Source organism: Acinetobacter sp. UBA2581 (genome assembly GCF_002339435.1).
GTDB lineage: Bacteria > Pseudomonadota > Gammaproteobacteria > Pseudomonadales > Moraxellaceae > Acinetobacter > Acinetobacter variabilis.
In genome coordinates this window covers 1-15,585 of record NZ_DDLD01000105.1, presented here as the reverse complement: position 1 = coordinate 15,585, position 15,585 = coordinate 1, and the positions used below count along the sequence as shown (strand labels likewise).

Genomic DNA, 15,585 nt, shown 5'->3' with positions numbered 1-15,585 from the left:
GTGACAATATGGATGTTGAAGATCATCAATTAAAAAAACAGCTTTCCAACCGGCATATCCAGCTAATCGCCTTAGGCGGAGCGATCGGTACAGGATTATTTTTAGGTTTATCACATACGATTCAGCTGGCAGGTCCATCAGTACTTTTAGGCTATGCCATTGCTGGCATCATTGCATTTCTGATCATGCGCCAATTGGGTGAGATGGTGGTGCATGAACCGGTTAGTGGTTCATTCAGTTATTTTGCCAATAAATACTGGGGCAAAAAAGCAGGCTTTATTTCAGGCTGGAACTATTGGGTGCTCTATGTATTAGTCAGTATGGCTGAGTTGAGTGCAATTGGCACTTTCGTTCAGTTCTGGTGGCCGGAGATTCCGACCTGGCTCACGGCACTGGCATTCTTCCTGCTCATGAATGGTATTAATCTGGTCAATGTCAAATTCTTCGGTGAGAGTGAATTTATATTTTCCATGGTCAAGATTATTGCCATTTTAAGCATGATCGGATTCGGGATCTATCTGCTGTTTAGCGGTTCTGCAGGAAGTCAGGCCAGTGTGACAAATTTGTGGCAGCATGGCGGATTTTTCCCTGAGGGCTGGTCAGGTTTTATGATGGCACTTGCCGTGATTATGTTTGCATTTGGTGGGCTGGAGCTGATTGGTATTGCCGCCAGTGAAACCAAAAATCCAGAAAAGACCATTCCAAAAGCAGTGAATCAGATTGTCTACCGTGTACTGATTTTCTATATTGGTGCCATTGGCGTGTTGCTATGTCTGTATCCATGGAATCTGGTGGCGCAGGGCGGTAGTCCGTTCGTAATGATTTTCCAGTCATTGAACAGTCATGGTGTGGCGAATGTTCTTAATTTTGTAGTTCTGGTTGCTGCACTTTCGGTCTATAACAGCTGTATTTATTGTAATACCCGCATGTTGTTGGGTCTGGCTCAACAGGGTAATGCACCGGCATTTTTAAAGAAAATTAACCGCCGGGGTATCCCAATAAATGCTGTTCTATTCTCGGCAGCAGTCTCCGGTATCTGTGTATTAATGAATTACCTCATGCCGGATGAAGCTTTCGGTATTCTGATGCTACTGGTGGTTTCTGCTTTGGTAATTAACTGGCTGATGATTTCACTGACCCATTTGAAATTCAGAAAAGCCATGCAGGAACAGCAGCAGACGACCGCATTCCCAAGCCTGTTTGGCCGCTGGAGTAATTACCTGACAATTTCATTTATCATCATGATTTTAATGATCATGAGCTTTACCAAAGAAATGCAGATTGCCGTTGCATTGGTGCCGGTCTGGTTGCTGTTTTTGACGGTGATGTATGTGATGAAATATCGCAGGAAACCGGTACTCTTGCCTGAATCTACTGAACCTACCACTTAAATAGAAAGGCCCTGAAAAGGGTCTTTTTTCTATTATATTGTCTTGAGCAGGTAACGAATTAATTATCATAAAACCGTCATAAAGCTGTAACCCCGCTGTCATATTCTAAAATCAAAATGCGTGTATCGAAAAAGTACAAGACTTTATTAGAAAGTGGCGTACTCCAATAAATGCATCAATAAAGAGAGATGAGAATGCGCTTCAATCATATCGCAATTGCGTTGGCACTTTCAGGGGCAGCTGTTGCAACAACTGCAAATGCAGCTCGTGACACGATCCAAATCGCTGGTTCTTCTACAGTTTTGCCTTACGCAAGTATTGTTGCAGAAGAGTTTGGTAATACATTCCCACAATTTAAAGCACCTGTTGTAGGTTCTGGTGGTACTTCGGGTGGTTTGAAACAATTCTGTAATGGCGTTGGTGATAACACTATCGATATTGCTAATGCATCTCGTAAAATTAAAGACACTGAACTTGCAGCTTGTAAAAAAGCAGGTGTAAACCAAGTTCTTGAGATTAAAGTAGGTTATGACGGTATCGTGTTTGCATCAAACGCTAAAAAAGCGGCATTCAAATTACGTCCACAACATGTATTCGCTGCTTTAGCTGCTGAATTACCATCTAACGGTAAAATGGTTGCAAACCCATATACACGTTGGAACCAAATTGATCCAACACTTCCAAATGAAGCAATCACTTTAGTGATTCCTGCATCAAACCACGGTACACGTGAAGTGTTCCAAGAAAAAATGGTTGATGCTGGCTGTGAAACTTACCAAGCATTTGCGAAGTTAGATAAAGATGCACAGAAAAAGGCATGTTCTACATTCCGTAAAGATGGCCGTGTGATTGAAATTTCTGGCGACTACACTGAAACACTGGCACGTTTAAAAACATCTCCAAATGCAGTCGGTGTTTTTGGTTTAGGTTTCTATGATCAAAACCGTGACAAATTACGTGTAGCGACAGTTAACAACGTTGCTCCATCTGAGAAAACAATTCTGAATGGTTCTTACCCTGTATCACGTCCATTGTTCTTCTACGTGAAAGGTGAACATCTTAAATCAATCAAAGGCTTGAAAGAGTTTACAGAATTCTTTGTAAGCAAAAAAGTATCTGGTAAAGGTTCTAAGCTTGAAAAAGCTGGCCTGATTTCAATGTCTGACAAAGAACGTGCTGCGGTACTAGCAAACTTCAAAGCGGGTAAAGCTGTTAAATAAAAGTATGGAAATAGCCAATGGCAGGGTCGACCTGCCTTTGGTTTTTTTGCAAAGAAACCGTTTTTTCAAAGTGTGTAATTGAAGAAACAGTGGAGATTACATGAATCTGCTCCTCATTGGTGTGTTACTGGCGATTATTGCCATTGCCTATCAAGTTGGCTTAACCAAGAGCCGTAAACTTGCAGGTAAAGGGAATAACTCAGCGATGCTGCATTCTCGACCGGGTTACTATGGTGCATTGGTCGCGTTGTGGTGTGGTATCCCAGCATTTTTAATTCTGATTGTTTGGAATTTAGTTGAACCAAGTATTTTTCAACAAGTCATTTTAAATCATGTGCCTGAACAAATTCGTGCGACGCTAGATCCGGCGAGTACAAGCGTGATGGTTGAGCGTGTACAAGCATTGGCTTCGGGTTTTGGGGTGAGCGATACACCAGCTGCTTATGAACTTGCAGCAGCAGAACAGTTAAAGAAAATTGAGAACATTGGTTCATTCGCGAAATTAGCAGTTGTTGTAAGTGCGGCATTGATTGGTTTAGTGATGGCTAAACGTCGCATTGCAGAAAAATATCGTGCACGAAATCAAGTTGAAAAAGTCTTAAATGTAGCACTAGCACTATGTTCAGGCGTGGCGATTTTGACCACTGTCGGTATTGTCATGTCGATGTTTAGTGAAGCAATGCGCTTCTTTAGTTTTGTTAATCCTCTCGACTTCTTCTTTGGTACTGAATGGAACCCAGGTTTTAGTACTTCGGGAAGTGCAGAAGGCAGTTACGGCTTATTACCTTTATTGTGGGGTACGCTCATGGTGAGTGGTATCGCATTATTGGTAGCTGTTCCTGTTGGTTTAATGATTGCGATCTATCTTGCTGAATATGCAAAACCAAGTTTTCGTTCATGGGCAAAACCTGCGATTGAAGTATTGGCAGGTATTCCAACCATTGTTTATGGTGTCTTTGCTTTAATGGTCATTGGTCCATTTGCTAAAGATTTAGGCGCAATGATTGGGCTCGAAATTAATGCGACAAGTGCCTTAACCGCTGGTTTTGTCATGGGCATTATGATTATTCCATTTGTCTCTTCATTATCAGATGACATCATTACTCAAGTGCCACGAGCACTACGTGATGGTTCACTCGGATTAGGTGCGACAAAATCAGAAACGATTCGCCAAGTGGTTATTCCAGCAGCATTGCCAGGTATTATCGGTGCGTTCTTGCTTGCAGCATCACGTGCCATTGGTGAAACCATGATTGTGGTACTAGCCGCTGGTAATAGTCCGCAACTGCATGCCAATCCACTGGAAGCAGTTTCGACAGTCACAATTACCATTGTGAATCAATTAACAGGTGATACAGATTTTGCGAGTCCTCAGGCCTTGGTTGCCTTTGCATTGGGCTTAACACTGTTTGTAATTACTTTAGGTCTGAATATTGTTGCGCTGTACATCGTGCGTAAATACCGTGAGCAATACGAATGAGTACGATTAATACATCAAATATGGATCAAACATTCGATCCGCAAGCTGCTGCTGAGCAGCGTGAAAAGCGTAAAAAAATCATCGAAAGCTCATTGGCAAAGCGTCACCGTAAAGAAAAGACGTTTCGTATGTTTGGCTTCGGTGCGGTCATTACAGGTTTATTATTTGTTGCTTTGCTATTTGGCAGTATCTTGGCAAAAGGCTTACCTGCATTTTGGCAAAGTAGCATGACTGTGCCAGTGTTTTTTGATCCAGCAATTATTCAAGTCGGCCCTAAGCCGGTTCAAAAAGAAGGTGAGTCACCTGCACAGTTTGAAGAGCGTTTTATCGCTTGGCAAACTGAAATGGGCATGGTGGATTGGGATGCGCTCATTGTTAACGGTATTGTTAAAAAAGCACCTGAAATTGCAAATCAAAGTGATGAGTTGAATAGTATTTACACCAGTTCCGAAACTTATCGCTTACGTGATATGGTGATGAAAGATCCGTCACTGATTGGTAAAACGCAGGACTTCAAAATTCTAGCTGATGCGAATGTCGATGTATGGTTAGCAGGTAATATTGACCGTAGTCTCCCAGATGAACAGCAACAGCTGAGCCCTGAAGTACGTCAATTGGCCGATCAGTTAAAAGCCGATGGTGTAATCACGAATAGCTTCAATACAGAAATCTTTAAAAATCCAGATTCACGTAGTTCACCAGCAACTTCTGGCTTAGCAGGCGCATTTATGGGCTCGCTATTTATGATGCTGATTGTGATTGTGTTGTCTATTCCAATTGGTGTGGCATCTGCTATTTACCTTGAAGAATTTGCACCGAAAAACTGGATTACTGACATTATTGAAGTCAACATCAATAACCTTGCAGCAGTACCATCGATCGTATTTGGTTTGTTGGGTGCAGCAATCTTTATTGGTTGGATGCATATGCCACTTTCTGCACCTGTTGTGGGTGGTTTGGTCTTAAGTTTAATGACACTACCAACCGTAATTATTACAACGCGTGCATCTTTAAAAGCCGTTCCACCTTCGATTCGCCAAGCCGCTTTAGGCTTAGGTGCATCACGCTTACAAACAGTTTTCCACCATGTATTGCCATTGGCTTTGCCGGGTATTTTAACGGGCGGTATTATTGGTGTTGCCCAAGCTTTAGGTGAAACAGCACCACTATTACTCATTGGTATGAGCGCCTTCGTTGCAAACGTGCCTGCTACGCCACTTGATCAATCGACTGCTTTACCTGTACAGATTTTCTTATGGCAGGGTAATGAATTGCGTAACTTCTTCGAAGGACGTACCGCAGCAGCGATTATTGTACTTCTTGCACTGATGATTGGCTTAAACAGCCTAGCCATTTGGTTACGTAAGAAATTTGAAGTACGCTGGTAATTGAGAGCATTATATGAATACAGTTATTACTCCAGAACAGAATTCCTTAGAACAGGATAAGTCCGTGAATCCAGAACAAACGCAATTTACCTCTGCTCAGGGCAGTCAAAAACAGCTATCGACTTCGTTTGTGTCTCAGTTCGATACACAGACAAGTCAAAAGAAAGATGCAAAATCAACTGATGTAAAAATTAGCACACAAGATGTTCATGTTTACTACGGTGAGACTGAAGCCATTAAAGGAATTGACCTAAATATTTATGCAAATGAAGTGATTGCATTTATTGGTCCATCTGGCTGTGGTAAGTCAACATTCTTACGTACCTTAAACCGTATGAATGACACTATTGATAGCTGCCGTGTAACAGGTAAAGTGATGATGGATAATCAAGATATCTATGATCCAAATCTAGATGTGGTGTTACTACGTGCACAAGTTGGTATGGTTTTCCAAAAGCCAAACCCATTTCCAAAGTCAATTTTTGATAATGTCGCTTATGGACCAAAATTGCATGGTCTGGCACGGGATAAATATGATCTTGAAGAAATTGTAGAAAACAGCTTGCGTAAAGCGGGATTATGGGATGAAGTCAAAGACCGTTTAAATCAGCCGGGTACGGGGCTGTCGGGTGGTCAGCAGCAGCGTTTATGTATTGCACGGACGATTGCCGTTTCTCCTGAAGTGATTCTGATGGATGAACCTTGTTCAGCACTCGATCCAATTGCAACAGCTAAAGTTGAAGAACTGATCTCTGAACTTTCAACCCAATACACCATTGCTATTGTGACTCACTCCATGCAGCAGGCAGCACGAGTTTCTGATCGTACCGCTTATTTCCATTTAGGTGATCTGATTGAAGTCAACTCGACCGAGAAAGTCTTTACCCAGCCAGATCATCAGCTCACTGAGGCCTATATTACCGGGCGTTTTGGTTAAGAAGTTTGATCTAATGGAAAAAGGGCTAAAAAGCTCTTTTTTTTATATCTAAAAATAATCAAAGAATAGGAGATATATCAATTGAATCAGTGAAATGTGGAAAAATAAACCGAATCCTGTTGTGCCCGAAATTCTTATAGAATATGCCGTCTTTGACATGGCAGAGCTGTCAAAAGATAGATGTTAAGAAAAGGTTGCATCCGCTATGGAAACACTCAAAACGATGTCAGTTTCTCTGATGCTGCTGATCGCATTAAGTTTAAGCATCGGTGGTCTGTGGCATCAATTACAAAGCGGCAGCATGTTTTATACACTGATTTGATTGCTGTATGGACTCAGTTTGAATTTCTATTTCAAAAAGCAGGAAAAAGCCTTATATACGAATTCTGCTGTATTGCTAGGAGTTATTGTCTGGGCAGGTTATCAACATGGTATTAATTTTCTATAGTGCGAATTATTTTTGCCTTACTAAGACCATATGGATACTGCTCCGTTTCAGCAATTAAACAACAATATTCTATTGAAAAAAATTCATTTGACCTTATCTTAAATTGAAACCTATATAAATAATTGAGACCCGATTTTTATGTTATTTCATACCCCCAAATTACCCGCTGAAATCCGTATTAGTCATTTGAATGCGCGCATTAATGAGCAACGAAAAAAAATAGCGCAAACAACTTCATCTAAACTGGAACTTTTGCAATTAAGCCAGCAATTGTCAAAAGAAGCGCGTGCGCGTAAGAAAACTAACCAGAAAATCTATGTTCTCGATTTTAAAGGTGATATGGCTGCGTCAGCAGTAGAAAGCTTGCGTGAAGAAATTACCCTGATTCTATCTACAGCCAAAGCTGGTCGTGATCGTGTCATTGTACGTTTAGAAAGTCCGGGTGGTATGGTACATGGTTATGGTCTTGCAGCTGCGCAGCTGGTGCGCTTACGTGAAGCGGGTTTTCATGTGACCATCTGTGTTGATAAGGTTGCAGCCAGTGGCGGTTATATGATGGCGTGTATTGCAAATGAAGTGATTTCTGCGCCGTTTGCGATTGTGGGTTCAATTGGGGTAGTGGCACAGGTGCCAAACTTTAACCGTCTACTGAAAGAAAACAAGATCGATTTTGAACTTTATACTGCGGGTCAATATAAACGTACGGTGACCATGTTTGGTGAAAATACCGAAGAGGGCAAAGCCAAGTTTGAAGAAGAATTGCAACAGACACATGCCTTATTTAAACACTTCGTGGAAAAATATCGTCCACAGTTAAATGTTGAAAAAGTGGCAACGGGTGAACACTGGTATGGTCAGGATGCTCTAGATCTGAATCTGGTAGATAAACTGCAAACTTCCGATGAGTATCTGTTAGGCCTCTTACCACAACATGATGTGTATTTAATCCAGACCCGTAAAAAACCAACGCTGGGCGAAAAACTAGGTTTGCAAGCAGCACAAATTGCAGATTCTTTTATCCCCGCGGTGATGAATAAAGTAGTAGATACGCTAACCAAAGCTAATTCAAATTTGGTACAGATGCGTGATCCTAAACTTTAATTGGTTATTCAGTTATGAATCTAAAAGCTCACTTCGGTGGGCTTTTTTTATGATTTAAAATCAAAAAATTGTGCTATAAGTAAATGACTTATAGCAGTTTCTCATTTATATGCTCACGTTTCTTTTACTATTAGGCTTCTTCAGTATCATTTTCATTCCGATGCTATGTATGTTCTATTCTGAAGCGAAATTAACCACTGACGAATCGAAGAAGATGTTATTTTGGCTCAGCTTTCTTCCAGGCACTTCAATCTTTTTACTTTACGCATTTTTAAAGCCAGATGCTCCACCTGTAATTCCTTCGCAGGCCTGTGGCGTGATTCAATTTTACCAATTCAATGCTCGTCGTGGTGGTTACTTTGAGCGTGTCAGCATCCGCTTTGATGGTGCTCAATATAATCGTCATCTATTTTTTGATCAGCATCTAAAGAAAATTCCTCAAGGTCAAAAGGCCTGCTTTGAATATTTAGATAAGTTCAAATATCCGCATTTGGCAGAATCTAAGCTGGTGAAATGGATTGAACCTTCATAAATATCAGCCATGACTACTGCTCATCAGCTAAAATGAAGCATATTTCCATTAAGAGCAGAAAGATGACCGTGGCTGAAGCATTTTTAGCAATCCAAAATTGTTATTTCAACTATGAATTTGAACAACTGAATTTAGCAGATGATTTCCCTGAAGAGTTGCCTGTTTCTCTACGAGGAATCATGTACAGACATGAGATTCAATATCCTGATGCCACCTATTATATTTATTACAGCGAGATATTGACGGGTAATGAATTGCAAAAAATGAAAGATGATTGGCAGCGATATTGCCCACTTCCATAATTTAAAATAAGAAAATATAAAATCTAAGTCTTTAATTCATAGCGATTTCAAAAGCTCACTTTAGTGGGTTTTTTTATTTGCTGGAATTAACATCAATCCACCAGTAGACATCGCCCCAACAGTCGCTAATAATATATCTTTATGGGCATCCCACATATCACCTTGCTGGCCATTATAGCTTTCAGCCTGTTCAGGTGATAAGCCAATGGCGATCAGCCATTCAATCCATTCATAAATCAGACTAGTCGCCATCACAAATTGAATGACTAGTAGAAAAGTGGTGAACGGTTTTTGCTGGGGTAACCAGACCTGAAACAGTCGATAAAAAACAGGATAGAGCAGTAGACCAAAAACCAGATGTACAAAACGATCAAACATGTTGCGAGTCCAGCCCATGAGAGCATTTAAGTCAAAGCCAAACAGTGTCTGAATCCAGTCATTATAAGGCACATAAGAATATAGATAATGTGCTGCAATGATATGGATGAATAAAAACAGAATATACAGATTAAAACTAAGAAAACTGAGTCCGATTTTATACAGGCAGAAAATCAGCATACCGATCATAAATAGGGTGCCGGTCTGATGCAGTAAATAGGATTGCATTTCCAGAGGCTGAATGCTGGCAACAATGATCGCAGCTAGCAAAATCCCCAGGCTGATAAAATGTTTGCCGCTTAATCGATGATCCATCATCTTGTTATCTATCATTTTGTTTTAAAGTTGAAAATAATTATAAATAAAAAAGCGAAGCCGAAGCTTCGCTTTTGGTCTTAATTGTCTAAATTAGATTTTAGAAATTAAGTCTTTAATTTGTTTTGCCTGGTCAGCTGCATTACCAGTGTAAGTTGCTGGAGTCATTTCAGCCAGACGCGCACGGTCTGCAGCAGGAACAGCTTCCAGTTCATTACCATTCACGAAGCTCACCATCATGTCACGAGTCATGGCTTGACCACGAGTCAGTGCTTTTAGTTTTTCGTATGGTTTTTCAACGTTATAACGACGCATTACCGTTTGGATAGGTTCAGCCAGAACTTCTTGCGCATGGTCAAGATCTTCAAGAATACGAGCAGCATTCAGTTCAAGTTTACCGATACCTTTTAAGCATGCTTCGAATGCGATTAAGCTTTGTGCAAAACCAACACCCATGTTACGAAGAACAGTTGAGTCAGTTAAGTCACGCTGCCAGCGAGAAACAGGAAGTTTTTCACCAAGGTGAGCCAATACTGCATTTGCAATACCCAGGTTACCTTCAGAATTCTCGAAGTCGATTGGATTCACTTTATGCGGCATGGTTGAAGAACCCACTTCGCCTTCTTTCAGTTTTTGTTTGAAGAAGCCTAGAGAGATATAACCCCAAACGTCACGGTTAAAGTCGATCAGAATCGTGTTGAAACGACGTAGTGCATCAAACAGTTCCGCCATATAGTCGTGCGGTTCGATCTGAGTGGTGTACGGGTTGAAAGTTAGACCTAAAGATTCAACGAAAGCTTGAGAATGAGCTGGCCAGTTGATTTCTGGATAAGCAGAGTAGTGTGCATTGTAGTTACCTACAGCACCATTGATTTTACCCAGCAGTTCAACATTTTTGAACTGTTTGATTTGACGAGCCAGACGGTAAGCTACGTTCGCCATTTCTTTACCCAAAGTCGTTGGGCTGGCAGTTTGACCATGAGTACGAGACAGCATTGGCTGTTCAGCGTGAGTCTCAGCCAAAGCCACGATTGAATCGATAATTTGTTGCATAGACGCGATTAAAACATCACGGCCATTTTTCAGCATTAACGCATGAGAAAGGTTATTGATGTCTTCAGAGGTACATGCAAAGTGAATGAATTCACCCGCATTTTTTAGCTCTTCAATCCCTGCAATTTTTTCTTTCAGGAAATATTCAACCGCTTTCACGTCGTGGTTTGTGGTGCGTTCAATCTCTTTAATACGGTTGGCATCTTCTTCAGAGAAGCTGGCAACAATCGCATCAAGTGCAGCATTGGTTTCAGATGAGAACGCTGGCACTTCAGTGATTTCAGGACGGTTGGCAAGCGCTTGTAACCAACGCACTTCAACAGTCACACGAGCATGGATCAGACCAAACTCAGAAAGAAAAGGGCGCAGCGCATCACATTTGCTAGCGTAGCGTCCATCTAATGGAGAAAGTGCAGTTAAAGCGTTCATATCGATTCCCTAAATTTTGGAATTAAACGAAAAACGGTGCGCGTACAACAACATGGTTTAGATCACCTGAAACTGTAAGCGCGCGAGATTTTGGATATCCTGTAGCAGCTTGCGCTTGCCAAAAATCATGCCCCATGAACTGCCGCCAAGCTGCCGCCATAAGTGCGCCATTTGCAGTCCAGTAAAGAGTGAAGCACGGATGCGGTTGGTATGACCGGAATCTTTAAAGGCTTCAGCATTGCCACGCACCATGATCCGCGGATTGATCTGGCCGGCGGTATCGACATAAGTCTGAGCGAGATTGGCAATGATGCTGGGGTGCATGTAATTGTTATCGAAGAAGGAGAGCTGTCTGAGGATTTTTTGCTGGGATTGTTCGATGATTTCAACAAACTTGGGATTGCTATAGACCTTCTTTTCTAACTGAAGAAGTGCCATGGCATAGGACATTGGAAGCTTGGTCGATGAAAGTTTTGGAAGTCTGGATTTTGGGGAAGTATTAAAAGGTTGGGTAATGCTGCTTTCCAGGGTTTTTAAACCGAGGGAAATATCGGCCAGCTGATTAAAGAAGTCTAAGGTCTGGGCATTTAACTTGCCACTTGGACGGATATTTAAACTGGCTTTAATCAACTGTTCAAAATAGAAATTACCGCTTTCACCAATGCTTTGCTGTCCCGTCAATGCAGTCATATGCGTCAGCTGGGTGGCCTGAAAAACCCCCGCTAGCGCCAACGCACGATTTTGACGAACATTCAACGTTGTGGCTTGTTGAAACGGTAACTCCGTCATACCGAAATCATCCTTTAATAAAATCAGGTTTAGGCGCATTGGTATGATGAATCACGCCACCACCTAAACAAACTTCACCTGAGTAGAATACAACGCTTTGACCTGGGGTCACAGCACGTTGCGACTCATCAAATTCAACACGAACACCATTTGGTGTTTCTGGATCCTTGAAAATAGTACACGCTTGGTCAGGCTGACGGTAGCGGGTTTTTGCCGTACAGCGGAAACCTGATTCAGGAATATCCTGTTCACCGGCTACCCAGTCAATCGCTTCAGACCACAATATGGTACTGTGCATCAGTGGATGTTCATGACCTTGACCCACCACCAGACGGTTACCTTCAATATCTTTATGCAGTACAAACCAGGCACCTTCTTCAGCGCCTTTCATACCGCCAATACCGATCCCGCCGCGTTGACCGAGCGTATAGTACATTAAGCCGTGATGATCACCAACCTCTTTGCCATCTTCCAGCACGATTTTTCCAGGTTGCGCCGGCAAATATTGCTTTAAGAAGTCATTGAAGCGACGTTCACCAATAAAACAGATACCCGTAGAATCTTTTTTCTTCGCTGTTGCCAGACCTAATTCTTCTGCAATTTTACGGACTTGCGGTTTTTCAATTTCGCCGACAGGGAACAGGGTCTTATTAATTTCACGACCATGGACCGCATGCAGGAAGTAAGTCTGGTCTTTATTATTGTCATAACCACGCAGTAATTGAGCATATTGCTCACCACGTGAATTGGTCATGGTTTCGCCGCGACGACAGTAGTGACCGGTGGCAATAAAGTCAGCGCCGAGATTGATCGCATGATCCAGGAAGGCCCGGAATTTGATTTCTTTATTACACAAAATATCCGGGTTTGGGGTGCGGCCAGCAGCATATTCAGCCAGGAAATGCTCGAACACGCGATCCCAGTATTCCATCGCGAAGTTGGCGGTATGCAGTTTGATCCCAATCTTGTCGCAAACGGCTTGTGCATCGGCAAGATCTTCCATTGCCGTACAGTATTCTGTGCCGTCATCTTCTTCCCAGTTTTTCATGAAAAGACCTTCAACCTGATAACCCTGTTGAAGGAGGAGAGCTGCAGACACAGATGAATCTACACCACCAGACATACCGACGATGACACGTTGTTGCATAGGATTAGGCATCCAAATTTGAAATTAAGGGAGAATTTTGGTGCTCGTAAATGAGCGATAAAGGATAGCGTTTACCAGCTTGGGCATCCTGCACGGCTTTAATCACCAATGGGCTGCGAGCACGTGCGGTTTCAACCAGTTCATCCAGCGTCATCCAGACTGCACCGACAATACCGATATCCAGTTCAGCATTTTCATCATGGCTGACGGCTTCTGCTCTCAGGCAGAAACGGAAATAGGTACGATCCGGGAACATCGGCGGGGTATAGGTATAGATGCCGATCAGATCAGTAACATTGACCTGATAACCGGTTTCTTCTATTGTTTCACGAATGGCTGCTTCGACAATGGTTTCACCTGCCTCCACATGGCCTGCCGGCTGATTGAATACGGTATGGATGACACCTTCAGTATGTTCTTCAACAAACAGGAATTTTCCATTTTTTTCGACGACAGTTGCGACAGTGACGTGAGCAGTCCAAGCGGTCATAGAGGAGCACCATGGAATAAAAACTGTATTCTACAAAATTTAGGCGGCGGTGGCTATGTTGATACTCGGGATTTTAATTTAGATGATTAACAATAAAGGTATTTGGCGAAAAAGAAAGCGTAGAATATAATGAGTGCATAAAATACTAAAACAGCAATATTTGTATTCTACGCTTTAATATAAGAATTTGATTTAAAATAAAATTTAATAAAAATTAGCAGTATTTCATAACAATTAAAATAAATAACAGGCTTTATAGGACAGGACTCCAATGAAATTCAGAACAGACATCAATGGCCTCAGAGCAATTGCCGTGATTGCAGTCATGCTATTTCATTTTAATGCGGCATGGATGCCTGGCGGTTTTGTTGGAGTAGATGTCTTCTTTGTGATTTCAGGTTTTTTAATGACTGGAATCATATTTAAAGATTTAGAACATGAAAAATTTTCTATTCTGAAATTTTATGTGGCTCGTGCGAATCGGATTATTCCAGCTTTGGCCGTGCTGTGTCTGGTATTAATGATTTTTGGCTGGTTTTATCTGACGCCTTTTGATTACAAGTTATTGGGTAAGCATGCCGCGAGTAGCATGACTTTTTTATCCAATATCAGTTACTGGAAGGAATCCGGTTACTTTGAGGCAGGCACTCACGAAAAGTGGTTATTACATACCTGGTCACTTTCCGTCGAATGGCAATTCTATATGATTTATCCGCTCGTTCTCATTGCCATGCGCAAGTTCATGTCTATTCAGACCATGAAATTTATGCTGCTCGCAGGAACGATTTTAGGATTCATTCTATCTGTGATCGCTACCTACAAATGGCCAAATCCCGCTTATTTCCTGTTACCTACCAGAGCCTGGGAAATGATGATCGGAGGAATTGCTTATCTTTACCCTTTGGCCTTGCAGGAAAATAAGAAAAGGTTGCTGGAAGGAACGGGATTGGCACTTATTCTGGGATCCTATTTCTTCATTTCTGCAGAAGACTTGTGGCCTGGTTATCTGGCAGTTTTTCCTGTTACCGGTACCTTCCTGATGATCCAGGCACATCGAAATGACAGCGTTATTACCAATAATATTGTGTTTCAAAAATTAGGGGCCTGGTCTTATTCTATTTACCTATGGCACTGGCCTTTGGTTGTGCTGATCTATATCTACTCATTGCCTGAATATTATGTGTATGCCGGAATAGCACTTTCTATAGTGTTAGGTTTTCTGAGCTACAAGTATATTGAGCAGATTAAATTACCTTCATACCATCAGTGGAAAGATATTTATCGTATAAAACCGCTTTATTTTTCTCTAGTGCTCATGAGCTTAGGCGTTACTTTAAATATATTTAATGGTTTTAATACAGATCTGCGCCAAGGTGCAGCCTCAGAACAGGCAAAATTTTTAGATTATTATAATGAGAAATTCAAAAATTTAAGGGATGCATATTGGCTGAAATGTGATACTTACGTGAGCCTGACTGAGCATAATCGTTATGATCCTGATCCAATCTGTATCACGAAACAAAAGGAAGGTGGGGTGTTCTTATGGGGAGATTCTCATGCTGAGGCACTTTCTTTAGGGCTGAGGACATTACTGAAATCCAATGATATCCCTTTTTATCAGAAAACCTCCTCCATTTGCCGGGCATCGCTGACCGAGATCAACTATCATAAAGGAGCTTATAAAGAAGCCTGTGACTATTCCAATAAACTGGCACTAAAGAGCATCGCAGAACTGAAACCCAAAATTGTGGTTATCACCCAAGCCCTGAAACACGACGAAACCAATTGGGAAAATATCGGGAAAAGTTTACTTCAACTTGGCGTATCCAATATCGTCATTGTGGGGCCAATTTCACAATGGAAACCTTCACTTCCGAAAGTGATGGTGAAACCGAAAAACTGGAATAGTGCTGAAGATTTTATATTTGATGCCGGACTGGATTTAAGAGCAGTTCAAGTAGACGAGAAAATGAAAAAATTACAATATCCTCAGGGAATTACCTATATATCTCTTATTGATCATCTATGTAAAAAAGATGATGTTCAGCAGCAATACAAATGTCGGATTCGGGCAGCTCAAGGAGAAGACCTGCTCCAGGTAGATTATGGTCATTTAAGTGAATCAGGCTCTCTATTTGTGGGGAATACCATACTGTCAAAATACTTAACCTGAGTTCGATGAAAT

At 41.6% G+C, this 15,585-nt stretch carries 14 protein-coding genes; 9 read left to right on the top strand and 5 right to left on the bottom strand.

Annotated features, from left to right (window positions below):
* Positions 1 to 8: 8 nt before the first annotated feature.
* From B3Q46_RS13470 to B3Q46_RS13435, 8 genes are all read left to right on the top strand, one after another.
* A complete protein-coding gene (locus B3Q46_RS13470; RefSeq protein WP_286716211.1) occupies positions 9 to 1,391 on the top strand; it encodes an amino acid permease in 1,383 nt (460 codons plus the stop codon).
* Between the two features lie 194 nt (positions 1,392 to 1,585).
* The gene (locus B3Q46_RS13465; RefSeq protein WP_286716209.1) at positions 1,586 to 2,611 is read left to right on the top strand and encodes a substrate-binding domain-containing protein; all 1,026 of its coding nucleotides are present in this window, start codon (positions 1,586 to 1,588) and stop codon (positions 2,609 to 2,611) included.
* A 100-nt stretch (positions 2,612 to 2,711) separates the two neighbouring features.
* Positions 2,712 to 4,091 (top strand): phosphate ABC transporter permease subunit PstC, encoded by a 1,380-nt coding sequence (gene pstC, locus B3Q46_RS13460; protein ID WP_286716208.1) that lies wholly within the window; start codon positions 2,712 to 2,714, stop codon positions 4,089 to 4,091.
* On the top strand, positions 4,088 to 5,479 hold the full coding sequence (gene pstA / locus B3Q46_RS13455; RefSeq protein WP_286716206.1) for a phosphate ABC transporter permease PstA: 1,392 nt from the start codon (positions 4,088 to 4,090) through the stop codon (positions 5,477 to 5,479). Before pstC ends, pstA begins: the two co-directional genes overlap by 4 nt.
* Before the next feature lie 13 nt (positions 5,480 to 5,492).
* Positions 5,493 to 6,416 carry a phosphate ABC transporter ATP-binding protein PstB gene (gene pstB / locus B3Q46_RS13450; RefSeq protein ID WP_262735665.1) on the top strand — a complete coding sequence of 308 codons (924 nt, stop codon included), beginning with the start codon at positions 5,493 to 5,495 and terminating at the stop codon, positions 6,414 to 6,416.
* A 586-nt stretch (positions 6,417 to 7,002) separates the two neighbouring features.
* Complete coding sequence (gene sohB / locus B3Q46_RS13445; RefSeq protein WP_104426322.1) at positions 7,003 to 7,965, top strand: protease SohB; 963 nt, start codon at positions 7,003 to 7,005, stop codon at positions 7,963 to 7,965.
* Positions 7,966 to 8,074: 109 nt separating this feature from the next.
* The gene (locus tag B3Q46_RS13440; RefSeq protein WP_286716203.1) at positions 8,075 to 8,497 is read left to right on the top strand and encodes a hypothetical protein; all 423 of its coding nucleotides are present in this window, start codon (positions 8,075 to 8,077) and stop codon (positions 8,495 to 8,497) included.
* A 62-nt stretch (positions 8,498 to 8,559) separates the two neighbouring features.
* The gene (locus tag B3Q46_RS13435) at positions 8,560 to 8,799 is read left to right on the top strand and encodes a hypothetical protein (RefSeq protein ID WP_286716202.1); all 240 of its coding nucleotides are present in this window, start codon (positions 8,560 to 8,562) and stop codon (positions 8,797 to 8,799) included.
* Between the two features lie 60 nt (positions 8,800 to 8,859).
* Here the strand turns inward: B3Q46_RS13435 and B3Q46_RS13430 are convergent, their stop codons facing one another.
* The 5 genes from B3Q46_RS13430 to B3Q46_RS13410 form a co-directional block, all read right to left on the bottom strand.
* The gene (locus B3Q46_RS13430; RefSeq protein WP_286716200.1) at positions 8,860 to 9,495 is read right to left on the bottom strand and encodes a DUF2238 domain-containing protein; all 636 of its coding nucleotides are present in this window, start codon (positions 9,493 to 9,495) and stop codon (positions 8,860 to 8,862) included.
* Positions 9,496 to 9,585: 90 nt separating this feature from the next.
* Entirely contained in the window at positions 9,586 to 10,974 is a 1,389-nt protein-coding gene (gene purB, locus B3Q46_RS13425; RefSeq protein WP_262735658.1) for an adenylosuccinate lyase, read from the bottom strand.
* A gap of 57 nt (positions 10,975 to 11,031) precedes the next feature.
* A complete protein-coding gene (gene hflD, locus B3Q46_RS13420; protein WP_004782648.1) occupies positions 11,032 to 11,763 on the bottom strand; it encodes a high frequency lysogenization protein HflD in 732 nt (243 codons plus the stop codon).
* A 7-nt stretch (positions 11,764 to 11,770) separates the two neighbouring features.
* Positions 11,771 to 12,910: a tRNA 2-thiouridine(34) synthase MnmA gene (gene mnmA, locus B3Q46_RS13415; protein WP_286716196.1), complete on the bottom strand. Its 1,140-nt coding sequence runs from the start codon at positions 12,908 to 12,910 to the stop codon at positions 11,771 to 11,773.
* Between the two features lie 4 nt (positions 12,911 to 12,914).
* Positions 12,915 to 13,400, bottom strand: coding sequence for an NUDIX hydrolase (locus B3Q46_RS13410; protein WP_286716194.1), 486 nt, complete (start codon positions 13,398 to 13,400; stop codon positions 12,915 to 12,917).
* Between the two features lie 271 nt (positions 13,401 to 13,671).
* On the opposite strand from B3Q46_RS13410, the gene B3Q46_RS13405 reads away from it, so the two are divergent.
* Complete coding sequence (locus B3Q46_RS13405; RefSeq protein WP_286716192.1) at positions 13,672 to 15,573, top strand: acyltransferase family protein; 1,902 nt, start codon at positions 13,672 to 13,674, stop codon at positions 15,571 to 15,573.
* Positions 15,574 to 15,585 lie beyond the last annotated feature (12 nt).